Below are 18,304 nucleotides of genomic sequence, written 5' to 3' on the forward strand. Positions count from 1 at the left end.
TATGGTACAAAGCTATCGTGTAAAGAAGGCTTAAATGTTCCGGATTATCTGAACGAACTGATTTCCAAGCAAAACACAAACCATTAAAAATCAATTATTTAAAATTAAAAACAAGTAAAACTTTATAAACCGGAACTTATTTTTTGAACTCAGAAGGGGTTTGTCCGGTCACTTTTTTAAAGGTAGTATTGAAAGAAGTTTTCGAATTGAATCCGGACTCGTAAGCAATTCCTAGAATAGAGAGTTTACTGTTCGGTTCTTTCAAAAGTTTTTGGGCATAATCTACTCTGTATTCATTCACATACTGGAAGAAATTTTTTCCAAAACCGGTATTGATGACATATGAAAGATGATGGGTGGAAACGGACAGCATTTCAGCCAGCCTGATCAGATTGAGCTCGCTGTCAAGATAAGGTTTCCGTACTTCCATAATTCCTTCCAATGAGTTTTTAATCTTTGAAAGTTCTTCATCGGAAATAAGTTTTCTCTTTACTTCTTCTGTATTGGAATCTTCATCAATAGAGATCAGTTCCTGTCTTTGCTTTTCTTCTAAAGGATAAATTTCTTTCTGTTTCAAAGAATAGTACCCCACCCAATAAATAACGGATAAGAAGACAGTATTGATAAAGAAATTCAATGATTTCGGGTCATAGAATAAGTTATAGATCACATAAATGATGTTCACCATAAGAAGTACCAGAATAATATATTCCAGCCAATTCAGATTTATTCCTTCCGTATTGGACGAAAACTGTTGAATCTTTCGCTGGTGCTTTCTGATGGTAATATAGGAAAGACCGGTATAGAAAAGCGCCTGAATCAGAATGAGAATGACACTCAGATTGTCAAATGGTTTTTCATATCCGCATTTGATCAATACAAGACAAACCAGAAAAGCCGCCGGAAGGATTAAGAACTTAACCGCTGTAATTTTAAAGGTAAAAGAAGGATTGGTATAAAACAGTACACTAAAATAAAAAACAACGGGAGTAAAAAACTGAATAAACCTCACCCAAAACAGAGAATGAAACTCGATAATGGAACCTGTAATGAGAAACAGAATTTCATCCAGCCAAAAGGTAGACCACAGAAAGAGAAATATCCCGAACCAGAAATTGGCTTTGTTATTTACTTGTAAAGGGTTGGCCAGCTTCAGCAGAGAAAGCAAAACCAATGAACCATAGATAAGTATCACGATGAAACTGTTTAACTCTGATGTGTTCATTGGTTTTGATATTTTGATTAAAAATAGTCTTTTATCCTATTCGTTTCTTTATAAAAATTTCATATCCTAAATAAATTAACGGAAGTGACATGGCTCCTAAGAAAAGAATGTTGCTCATGGCCAGCTGCGGATGCATTACAATGGAGTAAACCAGCCCGAAAAAAGCACCTCCAAGGTGAGCCGCATGTCCCAGATTATCCCATTGCTTTGGGTTCAGCATCATATAAACGGAATATCCGAAATATAATGTTCCAAATATCCATCCGGGTAAGAAGTTCACACTAATCTCGTTGGGTGCCATAGCGATAGAAGCAAAAATAATTCCTGAAACAGCTCCTGATGCTCCGATAGCTGAATACCAGGGTTGGTTTTTATAAATCAGCAAACTGAATAAATTCCCCAGAATCATAGATCCGAAATAAATAATGACAAATCCCGTTTCGCCAAAGAAACTCACCACTACTCCCTGGAAAAAGTATAGGGAAAGCATATTAAAAAATAAGTGCATAAAGTCTGCATGCAAAAATGCAGAACTGATAAGCCTTATATATTCTTTACGATTTGCAATAGCCCCCACATTGAATTTATATTTTTCAAAGAGTACCATATTGTTGAATCCCATGTAACTGAAAATACATGTGACTACAATGATAATTAAAACAACTATATCCATCGTATGTTTTTTATGTTATACCTGAAAAGATCACTTATGATCTATTCACTTTCATTATTCCCGTCTTCCTGAAAAAGATCTCCGATAATTCCACCGTCTTCATCTATATCCCCGGTTGGTTCCGGATCTTCATATACTTCGGGCTCTTCTTCTACCGGCTCAGGAATGGTAATATTAATCGCTTTTACTTTGAATTTGGTAAACTGATTACCGATTGCTTTTATTCCCTTTACAGCAATAAATTCATCAATATTGATGGTTTCCGGCTCACGCTCTTTTCCTTTATCTTTTGCAAAAATGATTTCCGCCGTTACATCATTAGCAACAATTACATTCTCAATAAATGATTTCGGGTGCTCAGAAGGCATGAAAGTCTGTACATTGACCGTATTTTCCAACAGGAATCTCTTGATGAAGTAAATATCTTTTTCTCCATCATAATAAATACAAGTAATTGGTTGTGCAGGTCTCCACTTTTCCAGAACCAGATATTCATCATCAAAACGGTTACCCAGGTCAAAAGAAACCAGCTTTACTTCTCCATTTGTATTGATAGTTAATATTTTATCATCTCCTTTGAAGCTTCCCAGTAATGTTCCTCTTACATCTGCATTCAGTCTTCTCACGGTGTCATCAAACCAGATTTTTCTGGGTGCCAGAGTAGAAACTCCTTCTTCCTTCATATCTACTTTCTTTACCGCATATTTGGTTACCAGATTTCCTTTGGAATCTCTTCCTTTAATGGCCAGATCAGAGAAATTAATCTCCATTTTATTCTTTCTGATTCTTGGATTTGGCTTTAACAATACCGTTACGGTTTCTGCTTCCCCATTAGGATTGGCTGAAAAATAAAGGGTTTCTGATCCTTTTTTATCTGATGCTAACGGATAATCTGTATTTCTGGTCACTCCGGTTACAGAGAATCGTTTCATATAATATGGTCCTTCCCTACCTTCACGATAGATCATATTATATACTGTTCTCTTATCATTTTTCTTCCAGATGGCAACATGCAGAATATCTTTTCCAACAAATGTTTTGGCTTCTACTTTTACCACTTTCATACTTCCGTCTTTTCTGAAGATAATGATATCATCAATATCAGAACAATCGAACAGATATTGGTCTTTTCTCAGAGATGTTCCGATGAAACCTTCTTCAAAATTGGCATAGAATTTCTCGTTGGCTACCGCTACTTTTGTAGCATCAATGGTATCAAAGATTCTAAGCTCTGTTTTTCTCTGCTTGTCTTTACCGTATTTTTTCTGGATATTTAAATAATAATCAATGGCATATGCAATCAGGTTGGCAAGGTGGTATTTTACCTGTTCTATTTTGCCTTCCAGCGATGCTATATTTTCTTTAAATTTATCTAAATCGAATCTTGAAATTCTTTTGATCCGGATTTCGGTCAGTTTTAGAATATCCTCTTCCGTTACAGCTCTTAAAAGATGTTTGGTGTGAGGTTTTAATCCTGCATCAATAGTTTTTATTACGTCTTCCCATGTTTTCACCTCTTCAATATCATGATAGATCCTGTTTTCAATGAAAATTCTTTCCAGTGAAGAGAAATGCCAGCTTTCCTGAAGCTCATGAAGTTCAATTTCAAGCTCTTTTTTCAATAAAGACACCGTATGATCCGTATTCATTTTCAGAATATCGGAAACATTCATAAACATTGGTTTATCTCCTACAATCACGCATGCATTGGGAGAAATAGTCACCTGACAGTCTGTGAATGCATAGAGGGCATCTATTGTCTTATCAGGTGAAACATCATTATGAATATGAATCAGGATTTCTACTTTATCTGAAGTATTATCCTCAATTTTTTTGATTTTGATTTTCCCTTTCTCATTGGCTTTTAAGATAGAGTCAATAAGATCAGTCGTTGTTTTAGAGTAAGGAAGTTCAGAAATAACCAGTGTATGCTTATCCGTTTGGGTAATTCTGGCTCTGGCTCTTACTTTTCCACCTCTGTGGCCGTCATTATATTCGGAAACATCCAGATAACCGGCTGTTAAAAAGTCGGGATACAGTTCAAATCTCTTTCCTTTTAAATAAGCTACAGAAGCATTGATAAGCTCATTGAAGTTATGCGGAAGTATTTTTGTAGAAAGTCCTACCCCAATACCTTCTACTCCCTGTGCCAGAAGCAAAGGAAATTTCACGGGTAAATCGACAGGTTCATTATTTCTTCCATCATAAGACTTCGTCCATTCTGTAGTTTTAGGATTAAAGACAACTTCCAGCGCAAAAGGAGTAAGCCTGGCTTCAATATATCTTGCTGCAGCTGCAGAGTCTCCCGTATAGATATTTCCCCAGTTTCCCTGAGTATCTATCAGCAACTCTTTCTGCCCAATCTGCACCATGGCATCTGTAATGGAAGCATCACCGTGCGGGTGGTATTTCATGGTATTTCCCACAATATTGGCCACTTTGTTGTAACGGCCGTCTTCCAGCTCCCGCATAGAGTGCATGATTCTTCGCTGAACGGGTTTTAAACCATCATACACCGAAGGGATAGCTCTATCCAAAATTACATAGGAAGCATAATCCAGAAACCAGTCTTTGTAAAGACCGGAGACCTTCTTTAAGCTTTCGCCCTCATGCGAATGTTCTTCTGTCGTCATCTGTTTTAATCGTTTTTCTCTTTATTAGCTTTCACTACTTTGTTCAGAGAGAGTTTTAAATCATTTACTTCTTTTTTGGTCAGATAAGAAATCTGGTACTTCAGCATTGTAGAGCCATTATTCTTACTGGAAACGGTAACATATAATCTTTTGAAAAAGAGGATACTTACCACATCATATTTTATGAGTTTGTATTTTGGAAATTCGTCGTGAAGAGGTTTGTCTAAAAAAGGAATAATATTCCTGTTTTTAAAGTTTAAAGCTTCTCCATCGCTGTCATATTCAAAAACCTGTCTGCCGCTGATGTAAAATATAATCAGCAGTACAAGGGGAACAATAATCAATAAATAACTTTCTTTACCCAGTGCATTAAATCTATATTCATTTGCTATAAATATGACTATTCCAGACACTGTTATCATTAAAAGTATAGTAATCAAAGAGTTATACATTGATACTTTATTACGGTTGCTTAATCTCATTTTGATTTTTTGGGTGTAATTTTTCTTATTTTTTTATACCTCATCCAAAATGTGTGTGTGTATTTTTGTCTGTGTTTGTTCGTTTTCACGAACAGTTTTTCTGATGTTTTATTTAATGAATTTTTATTTTCTCAGTTTTACATGATGGTTTTTAAGTCTATTTTTTCAATTTTCTATTTCGTCCAGGGTTTCTTTTTTATCAATATCAGTATCATCTTCCACCACAAGATTTTCCAAAATAAAAGTCTGCCTGTCTGGGGTATTTTTCCCCATGTAGAATTCCAGAAGCTGATCTATCGTTTGGTCTTTTCCTACTACTACAGGCTCTAAACGGATATCTTTACCAATAAAATGCTTAAATTCATCCGGAGAAATCTCTCCTAATCCTTTAAATCGTGTGATTTCAGGATTTTTCCCCAGATCATTTAATGCTTTTACTCTTTCTGCTTCTGAATAACAGTATCTCGTTTCCTTCTTATTTCTCACCCTGAATAGAGGAGTCTGAAGGATATAGAGGTGTCCGTTTTTAATCAGATCCGGGAAGAATTGCAGGAAGAAAGTAATCATCAGCAGACGAATATGCATCCCATCCACATCGGCATCGGTAGCAATGATTACCTGATTGTATCTCAGATCTTCAAGGCTTTCTTCAATATTCAAAGCGGCCTGAAGAAGGTTAAATTCTTCATTTTCATACACTACTTTCTTCGTAAGACCATAGCAGTTCAGTGGCTTACCCTTCAGTGAAAATACAGCCTGGGTTTCTACATCTCTTGATTTTGTGATAGATCCTGATGCAGAATCTCCCTCAGTAATGAAGATTTGTGTATCTCCTTTTCTTTCGGCTTTCTGATCATTATAGTGCTGTCTGCAGTCACGAAGTTTTTTATTGTGAAGAGATACTTTTTTAGCTCTTTCTCTTGCCAGTTTCTGGATTCCGGAAAGTTCTTTTCTTTCCCGCTCAGATATTAATATTTTTCTTTGAATTGCTTCTGCAATTTCAGGATTCTTATGTAAAAAGTTATCCAGCTTGCTTTTCAGGAAATCAATAATGAATGTTCTTACCGTAGGTCCGTTCGGGCCCATATCATTAGACCCCAGTTTTGTTTTGGTCTGAGACTCGAAAACCGGTTCTTCTACATTAATCGAGATCGCTGCAATGATAGATTTTCTGATATCAGAAGCATCAAAACTTTTATTGAAAAATTCACGAATGGTCTTCACATATGCTTCACGGAAAGCATTCAGGTGTGTTCCTCCCTGAGTGGTGTTCTGCCCGTTAACGAATGAGAAATAGGTTTCCGTCTGCGATTTATCAGAATGGGTAATGGCCAGTTCAATATCTTCATCCTTCAAATGAACGATCGGGTAAAGAATCTCGCTTTCCAGTTCTTCCTCCAACAAGTCTTTAAGACCATTTTCGGAATAATAGGTTTCTCCGTTGAAAAGAATTTTTAATCCCGGGTTCAGATAGGCATAGTTGCGGAGCATTCTTTCGATATACTCTTTTCTGTATTTGAAGTGCAGGAATATCTCTCCATCCGGAATAAAGGAAATTTCGGTACCATTTCTGTCCGAAGTTTCTTTTTCTTCAAAGTTTTCTTTGATCATCCCGCGCGAGAACTCAGCAACTTTCATTTTTCCATCTCTGAAAGAACGTACACGGAAGTAGTCTGAAAGGGCATTCACCGCTTTGGTACCAACACCGTTCAATCCTACAGATTTTTTAAATGCTTTGCTGTCGTATTTACCACCGGTATTCATCTTGGATACGGCATCTACTACTTTCCCCAGCGGGATTCCACGTCCAAAGTCACGAATGGTAACTTTACCGTCGTCCAGCTTTATTTCAATTCTTTTTCCTGAACGCATTCTGAACTCATCAATAGAGTTATCAAGAATCTCTTTAAGCAGGATATAAATACCGTCATCAGCAGAAGAACCGTCACCGAGCTTCCCGATGTACATACCGGGGCGCAGACGGATGTGTTCCTGCCAATCGAGGGTTCTGATATTATCTTCGGAGTAGGTTGGATTTATTTCTTGTGACATATATGATTTCAGCAAACATACAAAAGTACGAAATTGTCCAAAATTATCCGAATTTTAAAAATCATTTTTTCCTAACTTTTATCGTTTAGCCAATAGAGATATAATAGAATTTCAAGTCAATTAAATAGGTTACAGTACAAAAGCAATCAGAGTGCATTCTAAATTTTAAAATTTTCATCAATGTATTGCATAAAATAAAAATATTGCAGCCTATCTATTGATATGTATTTTTTATTGCGCTTTTCAATTAAACTATAGCATTTTTTCAATAAAACCAATGCAATAAGTTCAATAAAACGATAAATTTCTTCGAATTAGTTAAAAAATAAAAACCACCTTTAAAATCATTTTTGCCTTTTAAAATTTAACATTTAAATACAGGAATATCCAGATATTATATCCCAATCTATACTTTGTCTGATTTTTTATTTTCTTTAAGTTGAAAACTGTTTTAAATATTTCATTAAATTCGGTCAACAAAACTTTTCTAATGATACAACTTCCTTTGTCTAAACTTTCCAATGTAGGAACTACCATTTTCAGTCAGATGACTCAACTTGCCAATGAAAATGAAGCTATTAATCTGTCTCAGGGATTTCCGGACTTTATGCCAGATCCGGAATTATTGAACCATGTAGATCATTTTATTAAAAAGGGATTTAACCAATATGCTCCACTTGGAGGAATGATTGGGCTAAAGGAAGAAATTGCCCGAAAAATAGAAAACAGCCATCAGGCAGTCTACCATCCCGATTCTGAAATAACCGTTACAGCGGGCGGAACCCAGGCTATTTTCACCGCTATTGCCTCTTTTATCAAGAAAGATGATGAAGTGATTATTTTTGAACCTGCATATGACTGCTATGAGCCTACCGTAGAGCTTTTTGGAGGAATTGTAAAGCGTTTTGAAATGAAATCTCCGGAGTATGAAATAGACTGGGCTGCTGTAAAGAACCTGGTGAGTGACAAAACCAGAATGATCATTCTTAACAATCCTAACAATCCATCAGGGAAAATCCTGAAAGAAAATGATATACAGGAACTTATTCAGCTGGTAAAAGGAACTTCCATTCTTATTTTAAGTGATGAAGTATATGAAAATATTGTTTTTGACGGAAAGCAGCATTTAAGTATCTGCCAATATCCTGAACTGAAGGAAAGAAGTCTTCTTGTTGCCTCTTTCGGAAAGTTGTTCCATGTTACCGGCTGGAAAGTAGGTTATTGCGCCGCACCTAAAAACTTAACGGATGAATTCAGAAAGGTACATCAGTTCAATGTGTTCTGCGTAAACACACCTATTCAGCTTGCATTGGCAGAATACATGAAAAACGAAGATCATTATACCCATCTGAATCAGTTTTTTCAGGAAAAAAGAGACTTTTTAAGAAGAGGACTGTCAGGAACTTCTTTTGAACTGCTTGATTGTGAAGGAACGTATTTTCAGGCGGTAAAATATGATAAAATATCAGATAAAAATGATTTCGATTTCGCTTCTGAGCTCACCATCAATCATAAGATTGCCAGTGTTCCTTTCTCCTCATTTTATAAAAACAAACTGAATGAAAATGTGATCAGATTATGTTTTGCCAAGAAACAGGAAACTTTGGAAAGAGCGATTGAAAACTTATCAAAAATTTAAGAAAAAAATATAAAAATATTTCTATTAAAAAAGGCTGAGGAAAATTATTCCTCAGCCTCTCAAAAATATATCTATCAAACACTAAATATATTTTGGTTAGTTCTTAATTATGTTTTTTAAGCTCTGAAATCTCTTTTTTAAGCAGATTAATTTCTTGCTGCTGCTGCTGTACTGCATTCACCAAAATTTTTGTAAGTGCACTTTCATCAAATTCTCTTTTGTCTTTAAGACCACTTTTCGCACTGTCATCTATTATATTGACCATATAAGGCGCAACTTTTTCAACATCCTGAGCTATAAAACCTACATATTTCTTATTTTGATCTTGATATCCTGACTTTTCATTATATCTATACGTAACAGGCTTTAATTGGTTAATAACATTTAATCCGTCCTCAAATTTTTCAATATCTTTTTTAACTCTTCTATCTGAGAAAGTTCCCCAGCTTCCTCCTCCAGGCTTGTCCGCTGTACCATTTACAGAAAGCAAGCTTGTTGGTGCACTTGTTCCAAGACCTAGAGATCCGTTAGCTTTAACTCTCAAACGCTCTTGGTAATAACCACCTACAGAATATCCAAAATAAAAATCTTCTTCATCTTTGCCAGTACCATTACGTATAGAACCGATCCCCCAGTTTGCTCCGCCAGCATTTGTTCCATCGTTTGTGAAACCTATGAGCGCTAAATTATTTGCTGCTGTTGTTGAAGTATTTCGAACCGCCAAGATAGGATACTGATTAGTACCATTAGGAGCATCGATTAAGGTATATCTGTTACTGACAGCTTCTGTTGCCACAACATGAAATCTGTTTTCAGGGGTGCTGGTATTAATACCTACATACCCATTAGCTCTTATTCTCATACGCTCGACATATTCGTTGTTAACTGGAGAGTTCCCAAAATAGAAATCTTCATTCGTATTACTCTGGTTACGTATGGATCCAATACCCCAGGATGCTCCTCCTCCTGCAGGTCCATTATTTGTAAAACCAATAAGGGAAAAGTTATTTGCTGCTGCGGGTGATGTATTTCTCAATGCTAATATAGGATGTTTAATACCAGCATTAGGAGCATCAATTAAGGTATATCTGTTATTTACAGATTTTGTTGTGATAACCTGAAACTTATTCTCCGGTGTTGTAGTTCCTAAACCAAAATTTCCGCTTTGCTGCAGAACCATATCATTATTTTGCTGAGCTGCTGAAGGTGTTCCGGAAGCAGGATTATCTTTTGCTCCATCTACGTGAAAAGTTCCTTGGGGATTTGAAGTCTGGACACCGACTTGTGAGTACATTAATGCTGGTGATAGCAATACCAACGCCAGTAGAGAAACTGTGTTTTTCTTTTTCATCATTTGTTAAAATATATGTGTTTAATTTTATCTTTCTTTTTCAATGTCTTCCCTATATTGTATCATACAAAGGAAAAATTAAAAAAGATCTTCTCGTTATGAAAAGCCCGGCAAAATTGAATGTTTCAGCTAAATTAATCTAAAAATGATATACAACAAATATACATCACATCTAAATCAAACTACAACAAAATTTCTATAATACTGATTATCAATAATAAAACAAACACAAAATAAAGAAATCCTACTTGTATCAATCTGTTTTCATACATTACTATTCGGAAAAATATTAACTCGGTTATCATTACCATTTATCTATATATTATAAAAATGTACATTCTCTATATGTAATCAAAAAGAACGTATCATCATTGATACGTTCTTTTTGATAGGTAAGGATTCGGATTGGTTATTAAAGAATGCTATTATAAAAACATTCCTCCTGAAACTTCAATTCTTTGTCCGTTGATCCATCCTGCATCTTCCGTACAAAGGAAAGCCACTACTCCGCCAATATCATCAGGCAGACCTACTCTTCCAAGAGCTGTGGCACCAGCTACCATTGCATTGATCTCTTCATTATCCCTTACTCTTCCGCCACCGAAATCTGTTTCAATAGCTCCCGGAGCTACAACATTGGCTTTAATCTTTCTTGCTCCTAACTCTTTAGCCATATATTTTGTAAGCATTTCGACTCCCGCTTTGATTGATCCGTAAATGGAAGATCCCGGTGTAGCGAATCTTGCCAGCCCCGAAGATACATTGATAATTCCTCCTCCATCATTGATGAATGGCAACAATTTCTGAGTCAGGAAAAATACTCCCTTGAAATGGATATCTACCACATCATCCAGCTGTTCTTCCGTAACTTCTGTAATTGGTGCATATAAAGCTGTCCCCGCATTATTGACAAGATAATCAATATGCGTACTTCCCGTGTTTTGTTGTAAGTGATCTGTTACATTTTTTACAAAAGCATCAAAACTTTTTATATCTTTTGTATCCAGCTGATAAGCAACGGCATTTCTTCCCATTGCTTGTATTTCATTCACCACAGCATCAGCTTCTTCTTTGTTACTTCTGTAGGTAATTATAACGTCTAATCCCTTTTGAGCTATTTTAAGTGCAGAGTTTTTTCCCAATCCACGGCTTCCGCCTGTTACTAATGCAATTTTTGTTTTTGTGTTCATTGTATTTTGATTATTTTGATGGTACAAAGTTGGGATATTTTCAGACTGAAATGTTTGCTTGAATCAATCTGAAATTTGCAAAATTCAAATCAGGAGCGAAATTCTAAAGGAGTAAAGGAAGTTTTCCTTTTGAAAAAGTTGGAGAAATGGGCAATTTCTTCAAAACCCAGAGCATAAGAAATCTCAGAAACATTCCATTTGGTTTGCCTTAGAAGAATTTTAGCTTCCTGAATAATACGGTCGGAAATAAATTCGGTAGTTGTTTTTCCTGTACTTTCCTTTAATTTTTTATTCAAATAATTAACATGAACAGCCAGCCTGTCAGCATAATCTTTAGCTGTTTTCAGCTGCAATCTGTGATCTGAGGATTCTATGGGAAACTGTCTTTCAAGAAGTTCTATAAATAAAGAAACCACTCTTAATGAAGCATCATTTGAAGCTGAAAGTTTAGCAGCGGGCTGCAGTTTCTGACCATAATGAATCAGCTCCAGCACATAATTCCGGATCAGATCATATTTGAAAATATAATCGGAATCTATTTCTTTTTTTATTTTGGTGAACAGAATTTCTATTTCATCTGCCAGTTCATCCTCAATTTCAAACACGGGAATATTTCCCGGTTGGAAAATAGGCAGATCTTCCAATGAAAACCGGGACTGTGCCTTGATGAAAAAATCTTCGGTAAATACACAGAAACTCCCCGACTGGTCAGGGTCTTCCGGAACCCAGTGATAAGGAACTTTCGGAGTTGCAAATAACAAAGCATTTTGCTGTATCGAAATGATCTTATCTGCATATTCTGCCCGGTTTTTCCCTCTGATCAGGCTTATTTTGTAATACTTTCTCCTGTTATAAGGCATTTCTGAAGTGGTTTTCACCCTTTCAATAGTCTGTTTGATATCAAAAACATTAAAGTGTCCAATATCTTTATGAAGCCCTTTGGGGAAAATACTTTCAAGATCTTTGCCCAATTTGGCAGCCATTTCTCTATAAAAGTCTTCCAGTGAAGTATGTGCCACTTTTTCCATCGCAGATGATTTGTAAAATTCAAATATACGAAGTTAGAAAATAGTCTGCTTTGGATGGATTACAAATTGCTCGCCAGAATTCCAAATTCTTTCTTGAAAGCAAATGAAAAGTGTGATAAATCCTCAAATCCCAAATCAATATAAATATCTGAAGGCCGCTGTTTTTTTTCTTCGATCAGAAATCTGGCTTCCTGCAATCGTCTTTTAACCAGCCAGCGGTTGGGTGTTTCATTGAATATTTTTTTAAAATCTCTTTTAAAGGCAGACAAACTACGCCCGGTAAGGAATGCGAAACGTTCCAGATTCACATTAAATTTATAATTTTTCTGCATAAATTCTTCCAGATCCAGCCTTCCCGGAATCGCAAAATCAAAAAGAATATCTGATAATTCAGGATGCAGCTGCAGCAGAATCAGCAATAGTTCTTCTCTTTTTACATCTGAAAATGCATTATTTATCTGCCCGGATTCTGTATAATAAGGTTCCAGTGAAAGCAGAAAGCTGTTAATCAAAGGATCTTTTTTAACAGGAATAAAAGCATTTTTTGACTGATGATTCTGAAAAGACAGACTGTGTTTTTTGTGAAAGTTCATCAAAAACAGTTCATCAAACATAAAAATAACTTTTTCGAATTCATTATTATCTTTCTGTTTATTGTAACGGGCGAGACGATTTTTGAGTACAATACAGCTGTCACCGGGTTTTAAAACATAATGTTTATTACCATCATAACCATTCATTGTTCCTTTTACCAGAAACAAAAAGAAGTGTTCTGCTATAAATTGCTCCGGCGAAACTACAGGGCCTACGAAACAGGATTTTATCTCAGTTATTTTCATTGTTCATCATTTTACATTTTTCCACCATTGTTTAAACTGCTGCGTGTTGTCACTTAATCTTACCTTTTCACCAATCACAGGAGTGGCAAGACGGTATGCTTTTCCTTGAGACAATGCTGAAATACGCTCTAAAGGCTCATTCCAGGGATGTCTTGCTAAAGTAAATTTGGAGTGGTGAACGGGCAGCATATTTTTCGCTTTCAACTCTGTGGCTGCCAAAGCTACTTCTTCGGGTAATTCATGTACAGACTGCCATGCTTTATTGTATTGACCACACTCCATGATCGCCCAATCAATTGCAGGATATTTTGCGGCAATCTGTTTAAAACGATTACTGTATCCGCCATCTCCACTGTAGTAAACATTCATCCCCGGAGACTGAATGAAAAATGAAAGCCATAAAGCCTGTGAGCTTTTAAATCCTCTTCCACCATCATGATGTGTGCTTTCCGCAAAAATGGCAAGATCAGGCTTTACCTGTACTTTTTCGCCCCAGTCTTTCTCTATAATCTGCTGTTTTGTATATCCCCATCTTTCATAATGAGCCCAGGCTCCCAGCCCGCAAACAACATATTTTACTTTACGCTGTAACGCGGTTACTGTTTCGTAGTCAAGATGATCGTAATGGTCGTGAGAGAGCAGCATATAATCAATCTCAGGCATATCAGCTGCTGTATAAATATCACTTCCTTTGTAAGCCTTCACTCCCCAAGGAAGGGGTGATGCTTTGCCGCTGAAAATCGGGTCTACTAAAATTTTCACTCCATTCAGTTGTAAAAAGAATGAAGAATGCCCGAACCAAACGATTATATTTTCATTGGCCGGGATTGATTTCAGATCTGTTTTTACAGAAGGGAGAACGTCAAGAGGCTCTGTATGAGGAAATTCTTTTGTAATGGACGTCCATATTTCCCCCAGCATGCTATATCCTTTGGTAATGGTTGGTTTTTCTTCCAGATTCCTGAATTTTCCATCTTTATAATGGGGTGATTTTTTTATAAGTTCCAGCCTTTCTCGTTCCGGTAATGCCCCAAATTGTGGTTTCCTCATGTAAAACCAGGTTATAAAAATCATAATCAGGGCAAGAGACAGAATACCAATTAATGTCCTCTTTACTATTTTTAGAAATGTCTTCATCGGGCTGATATTTTAATATCTTTCACTTCCAGAACGGCTTTAGGATAGCCTTTGGAAACGCAGTGAATCATTGCCAGTCCCACTTCTTCCATTCTGCAGATCCAATTAGGAAATGTAAGATACCACAATGGTGATATTGCATCAAAAATACGGTAAATAAAACGAATATTTTTTTGCCCTTTTACAGGCTTCATAAATCCTGGGCGGAAATTATATACGGCTTTAAAAGGGAGTTTAAGCAAAGCGTTTTCGGTACGCCCTTTTACCCTTGCCCACATTACTTTTCCCTGTTCTGTGCTGTCGGTTCTATTTCCTGAAACATAAATAAACGTCATAAAAGCATTGATTTTTGATAAAGTTTCTGCAAAAGGAACGGTAAAATCGTAGGTTTTCCTGGTAAAGGTTTCTTCTGTTTCTCCTACTGAGCTTGCTCCTGCACAAAAGAAGCATGCATCATAACTGCTCAGTTCGGAAGCGTAGTTCTTTATTTCTGAAAAATCTTTTACAATCAGTTCTTTCAGCTTATTATGCTTGCGGTTAATTGGCTTTCTGCTGATGCTTAGAATCTCAGTTACTTCCGGATTTTCCAGGCAAACCAGTAAAACACCTTCGCCAACTAATCCTGTTGATCCTGTAATGATAACTTTCATTTTTTAAATCTGATTAAATTTAATTAAACTTTCTGCAGCAGCTAATATGGCTTCATCAGCCATTCTCGGCTTCCATCCCAATTGTTGTATTGCTTTTTCACTGCTTGCTCTTTTTACCAAACCTAAGTGTGGAACAATCATTTTCAGCCTCGGATTAAAAACTGCAAGCAATCTGATAAGCCAGTTGGGTAATTCTTTTGTAGGAGCTTTTTCTGCCGTTTTTCCTAATTTCTTTCTGAGAATTGCTGCCACTTCCAGCATAGAAAGTGCTTCTCCTGCCACAGCAATGAAGCGCTGGCCGTTTGCTTCGGGCATACTTAATGCTTTGACATGAAGATCCGCAACATCCCGTACATCCACAAATCCTGTAATCAGCTTGGGGCAGCCTTTCATTTCTCCATTGAGCATTTGCTTTATGATCTGGATAGAATGGGCATAATCGTCTGATAAAACAGGTCCCATAACTGTTGTTGGATTCACCACCGCCAGTTCCATACCCTTGCCTTCATTTTGGATAAAATCCCACGCAGCTCTTTCCGAAATAGTCTTGGAACGCTGATAAGGAGCAACCGAATCATTAAGTACCGTCCAATCTTCTTCTGTGTAGGGTGTATTTTTCCATGTTCCGTAGCTTACAGCTCCGAAGGCTGAAGTAAGCACTACTCTTTTCACCCCTGCATTTTTTGCGGCTCTCAATACAAACAGCACCCCATTTTTGGCAGGAATTACAAAATCTTCTTCTGTTTTGGCGTTGGTATGAGGCGTAGGTGAAGCAGTATGAATAATATATTGGCATCCTTCCACAGCTTTTTCCCAACTTGTTTCATTTTCTAAATCCGCCACCGCAAAGGATAGGTCTTCAAATGAATTGATACCTCCTTCTTTCAGCATTTGTTTTACCAGTTCGCTCTTATCTAAAGAACGAAGTGAAGCTCTTACTTTATATCCATTGTTAAGCAGGGCAATCATACAATAGCAGGCTATGAACCCTGAACCTCCTGTTACCAAAACGGTTTCTTTATTTTCCATTTTCTAAAATATTAGTAAGGCAAATTTCCAAAATAAAGCATCATGTTGATGTGTTGAAAAGTCCATTTTGATTGTGTTGAAAAGTTCAGGCTTTTATTAATTCAATTATCAATACCACACTGCTTAATCGAAATAATTCTTTATTTTATCTAAACATAGTGATATATTTCATTTATTTTTATTACTTTCGTTAAAACTAACCCATTAAAAATCAAATCAATGAAAAATCAAATCAGTCAAATCGGGAAAAAACTTAACAAAAAAGAGTTAAGAACTATTAAAGGAGGGCTTATCAATTGTATGGAACCCGTTCTATGTCCGGCACCTCCATGTGAACCTGCTTCTGATCCTTATGGATGTACTATTATCTCTCCAAAATGTGCTCAAAAAGAGTGCAGACCGCAATTGTAGCAGCTACTCATTTAAGCAACAAAATATATTATGAAAAAACTGCATCTAAACAAAGGTAAAAGACTCAACAAAAAGGAGTTAAAGTCTATTCAAGGGGGAATGCTGAACTGCATGGAACCTATTCTCTGTACGGAGTTTCCTTGTGAAACCTATCCTCCGGGAGATGTGAGAAACTGTACTACCATTTCCATGGGATGTGCACAAAAAATCTGCAGACCACAACCTTAAAGCTTTAGCAAAATAATTCACTAAATACCAAACATTATGAAAAATCAAGATTTAAATCACGGAAAAAAATTAAATAAAAAGCAACTGAGAATCATTACTGGTGGAAAGGAAATGTGCCTGCTTCCAGATCTAACCTGTAAAAAATACGCTCTTGCTTGTGCAGAAAAACAGTGCCAGCCAGGGATTGAATTGTAATCTATAGAAAAAAAACTAAACTATAAAAACTATCAATGAAAAGCTCACATTTAAACAAAGGAAAAAAACTCAATAAAAAAGAATTGAAAACTATTCAAGGAGGTGTAAGGATATGCAGTATACAGAATGGAACAATATGTACACAGATTCACCCATCATGCTATGAACCGCAGTGCCGAACTGGTCAGGCAGATTTAACATGTACAGATATAGTTGGTAACTGTGTTGTTGTCTCCATAAGCTGCATAGAGCCAAAATGCAGATTCGAGACAGGTGTCTAGCTTTAAAAATAAAACAAAAAAACTGTTCTCTGATTTCAGGGAGCAGTTGTAAGCAAAAGAATTTATTTAAATAATAGATCTCACTTGCTACAAATACATGCAAAAAGCGCTCCCAAATACATGGAAGCGCTTTTTAAATATAACTAACTTTAATACTTTTCTTATACATTGAATCTGAAGTGCATGATGTCACCATCCTGTACAATATATTCTTTGCCTTCTACAGAAAGTTTTCCGGCTTCTTTTATTTTTACTTCAGAACCGTACGTGATATAATCATTATACTTGATTACTTCTGCACGGATAAATCCTTTTTCGAAGTCGGTGTGGATTACTCCCGCAGCTTGAGGAGCTGTCCATCCCTGTCCTATAGTCCATGCTCTTACTTCTTTTACTCCGGCTGTAAAATACGTCTGAAGTTTTAAAAGGTCATAGGCTTTTCTGATCAAACGGTTAACTCCCGGTTCAGTAAGACCCAACTCATCAAGGAAAATTTCTCTTTCTTCGAAAGTTTCAAGTTCATTGATATCTGCTTCAATTTGCGCGGCCAATACCACTACTTCAGCTCCTTCACTCTTAGCCATTTCTTCAATCTTACCAATCCAGTCGTTTCCATTTTTGATAGAATTTTCGTCTACATTACAAACGTAAAGTACCGGCTTATTCGTCAATAACTGAACTTCTCCAATGATTGATTTTGTGAAATCATCTACAGCAAATTCTCTTGCATTTTTACCATCCTCAAGGAATTTCTGCAAATTCTGAAGGGTTTCGTAAGTAAGAATATCTTCTTTCTTTCCTGATTTGATGAATTTTTTAGCTTTCTCCACTGCTTTCCCTACCGTTTCCAGGTCTTTCAGCTGAAGCTCTATATCGATAATTTCTTTATCTCTTAACGGATCTACAGAACCTTCTACGTGAACGATGTTTCCATTGTCAAAACATCTTAAAACGTGAATAATAGCTTCACACTCACGGATATTAGCCAGGAACTGGTTCCCCAATCCTTCTCCTTTGCTGGCTCCTTTTACAAGACCTGCAATATCAACAATCTCAACTACAGCTGGTAAAACTCTCTCCGGCTTTACGATTTTCTCCAGTTCAAACAATCTCTGATCCGGTACAGAAACCGTTCCAAGGTTCGGTTCAATAGTACAGAAAGGATAGTTTGCTGATTGAGCTTTTGCGTTGCTCAGACAGTTAAAAAGTGTTGATTTACCTACATTCGGCAGGCCTACGATTCCACATTTCATATTGTAAA

At 36.5% G+C, this 18,304-nt stretch carries 17 protein-coding genes; 4 read left to right on the forward strand and 13 right to left on the reverse strand.

Annotation, left to right across the window (positions count from 1 at the left end; genetic code table 11):
• Positions 1 to 136: 136 nt before the first annotated feature.
• The 5 genes from CLU97_RS11735 to CLU97_RS11755 form a co-directional block, all read right to left on the reverse strand.
• On the reverse strand, positions 137 to 1,225 hold the full coding sequence (locus tag CLU97_RS11735; protein ID WP_121488087.1) for a helix-turn-helix domain-containing protein: 1,089 nt from the start codon (positions 1,223 to 1,225) through the stop codon (positions 137 to 139).
• Positions 1,226 to 1,256: 31 nt separating this feature from the next.
• Entirely contained in the window at positions 1,257 to 1,898 is a 642-nt protein-coding gene (locus CLU97_RS11740; protein WP_121488088.1) for a rhomboid family intramembrane serine protease, read from the reverse strand.
• Positions 1,899 to 1,939: 41 nt separating this feature from the next.
• Positions 1,940 to 4,531, reverse strand: coding sequence for a DNA gyrase/topoisomerase IV subunit A (locus tag CLU97_RS11745; protein ID WP_121488089.1), 2,592 nt, complete (start codon positions 4,529 to 4,531; stop codon positions 1,940 to 1,942).
• Between the two features lie 5 nt (positions 4,532 to 4,536).
• Entirely contained in the window at positions 4,537 to 4,953 is a 417-nt protein-coding gene (locus CLU97_RS11750; protein WP_228437666.1) for a hypothetical protein, read from the reverse strand.
• Between the two features lie 225 nt (positions 4,954 to 5,178).
• Positions 5,179 to 7,065: a DNA topoisomerase IV subunit B gene (locus tag CLU97_RS11755; RefSeq protein WP_121488091.1), complete on the reverse strand. Its 1,887-nt coding sequence runs from the start codon at positions 7,063 to 7,065 to the stop codon at positions 5,179 to 5,181.
• 490 nt (positions 7,066 to 7,555) lie between these two features.
• Here CLU97_RS11755 and CLU97_RS11760 point away from each other — a divergent pair, with 490 nt between their 5' ends.
• Positions 7,556 to 8,704: a methionine aminotransferase gene (locus CLU97_RS11760; protein WP_121488092.1), complete on the forward strand. Its 1,149-nt coding sequence runs from the start codon at positions 7,556 to 7,558 to the stop codon at positions 8,702 to 8,704.
• A 103-nt stretch (positions 8,705 to 8,807) separates the two neighbouring features.
• On the opposite strand, the gene CLU97_RS11765 is transcribed toward CLU97_RS11760, so the two are convergent.
• The 7 genes from CLU97_RS11765 to CLU97_RS11795 all read right to left on the reverse strand — a co-directional run bounded on the left by CLU97_RS11765 (position 8,808) and on the right by CLU97_RS11795 (position 15,928).
• Entirely contained in the window at positions 8,808 to 10,058 is a 1,251-nt protein-coding gene (locus tag CLU97_RS11765) for a tail fiber domain-containing protein (RefSeq protein ID WP_121488093.1), read from the reverse strand.
• 422 nt (positions 10,059 to 10,480) lie between these two features.
• Positions 10,481 to 11,245 (reverse strand): SDR family NAD(P)-dependent oxidoreductase, encoded by a 765-nt coding sequence (locus CLU97_RS11770; protein ID WP_121488094.1) that lies wholly within the window; start codon positions 11,243 to 11,245, stop codon positions 10,481 to 10,483.
• A gap of 89 nt (positions 11,246 to 11,334) precedes the next feature.
• Positions 11,335 to 12,273 (reverse strand): helix-turn-helix domain-containing protein, encoded by a 939-nt coding sequence (locus CLU97_RS11775; RefSeq protein WP_121488095.1) that lies wholly within the window; start codon positions 12,271 to 12,273, stop codon positions 11,335 to 11,337.
• Positions 12,274 to 12,332: 59 nt separating this feature from the next.
• Positions 12,333 to 13,112 carry a helix-turn-helix domain-containing protein gene (locus tag CLU97_RS11780; RefSeq protein ID WP_121488096.1) on the reverse strand — a complete coding sequence of 260 codons (780 nt, stop codon included), beginning with the start codon at positions 13,110 to 13,112 and terminating at the stop codon, positions 12,333 to 12,335.
• Between the two features lie 6 nt (positions 13,113 to 13,118).
• Positions 13,119 to 14,162 (reverse strand): MBL fold metallo-hydrolase, encoded by a 1,044-nt coding sequence (locus tag CLU97_RS11785; protein WP_228437668.1) that lies wholly within the window; start codon positions 14,160 to 14,162, stop codon positions 13,119 to 13,121.
• Positions 14,163 to 14,245: 83 nt separating this feature from the next.
• Entirely contained in the window at positions 14,246 to 14,899 is a 654-nt protein-coding gene (locus CLU97_RS11790) for an NAD-dependent epimerase/dehydratase family protein (protein WP_121488098.1), read from the reverse strand.
• A 3-nt stretch (positions 14,900 to 14,902) separates the two neighbouring features.
• Positions 14,903 to 15,928, reverse strand: coding sequence for an SDR family oxidoreductase (locus tag CLU97_RS11795; protein WP_121488099.1), 1,026 nt, complete (start codon positions 15,926 to 15,928; stop codon positions 14,903 to 14,905).
• Positions 15,929 to 16,147: 219 nt separating this feature from the next.
• Here CLU97_RS11795 and CLU97_RS11800 point away from each other — a divergent pair, with 219 nt between their 5' ends.
• Genes CLU97_RS11800 through CLU97_RS23680 form a run of 3 tightly spaced genes read left to right on the forward strand, consistent with a single transcriptional unit; the run spans position 16,148 to position 16,762 of the window.
• The gene (locus CLU97_RS11800; RefSeq protein WP_121488100.1) at positions 16,148 to 16,339 is read left to right on the forward strand and encodes a hypothetical protein; all 192 of its coding nucleotides are present in this window, start codon (positions 16,148 to 16,150) and stop codon (positions 16,337 to 16,339) included.
• 30 nt (positions 16,340 to 16,369) lie between these two features.
• Complete coding sequence (locus tag CLU97_RS11805) at positions 16,370 to 16,567, forward strand: bacteriocin (RefSeq protein WP_121488101.1); 198 nt, start codon at positions 16,370 to 16,372, stop codon at positions 16,565 to 16,567.
• A gap of 36 nt (positions 16,568 to 16,603) precedes the next feature.
• Complete coding sequence (locus CLU97_RS23680; protein ID WP_183084556.1) at positions 16,604 to 16,762, forward strand: hypothetical protein; 159 nt, start codon at positions 16,604 to 16,606, stop codon at positions 16,760 to 16,762.
• A gap of 442 nt (positions 16,763 to 17,204) precedes the next feature.
• On the opposite strand, the gene ychF is transcribed toward CLU97_RS23680, so the two are convergent.
• A complete protein-coding gene (ychF, locus tag CLU97_RS11815; protein ID WP_121488103.1) occupies positions 17,205 to 18,296 on the reverse strand; it encodes a redox-regulated ATPase YchF in 1,092 nt (363 codons plus the stop codon).
• Between the last annotated feature and the right edge of the window lie 8 nt (positions 18,297 to 18,304).

Origin of the sequence: Chryseobacterium sp. 7 (assembly GCF_003663845.1) — a bacterium.
Lineage (GTDB): Bacteria > Bacteroidota > Bacteroidia > Flavobacteriales > Weeksellaceae > Chryseobacterium.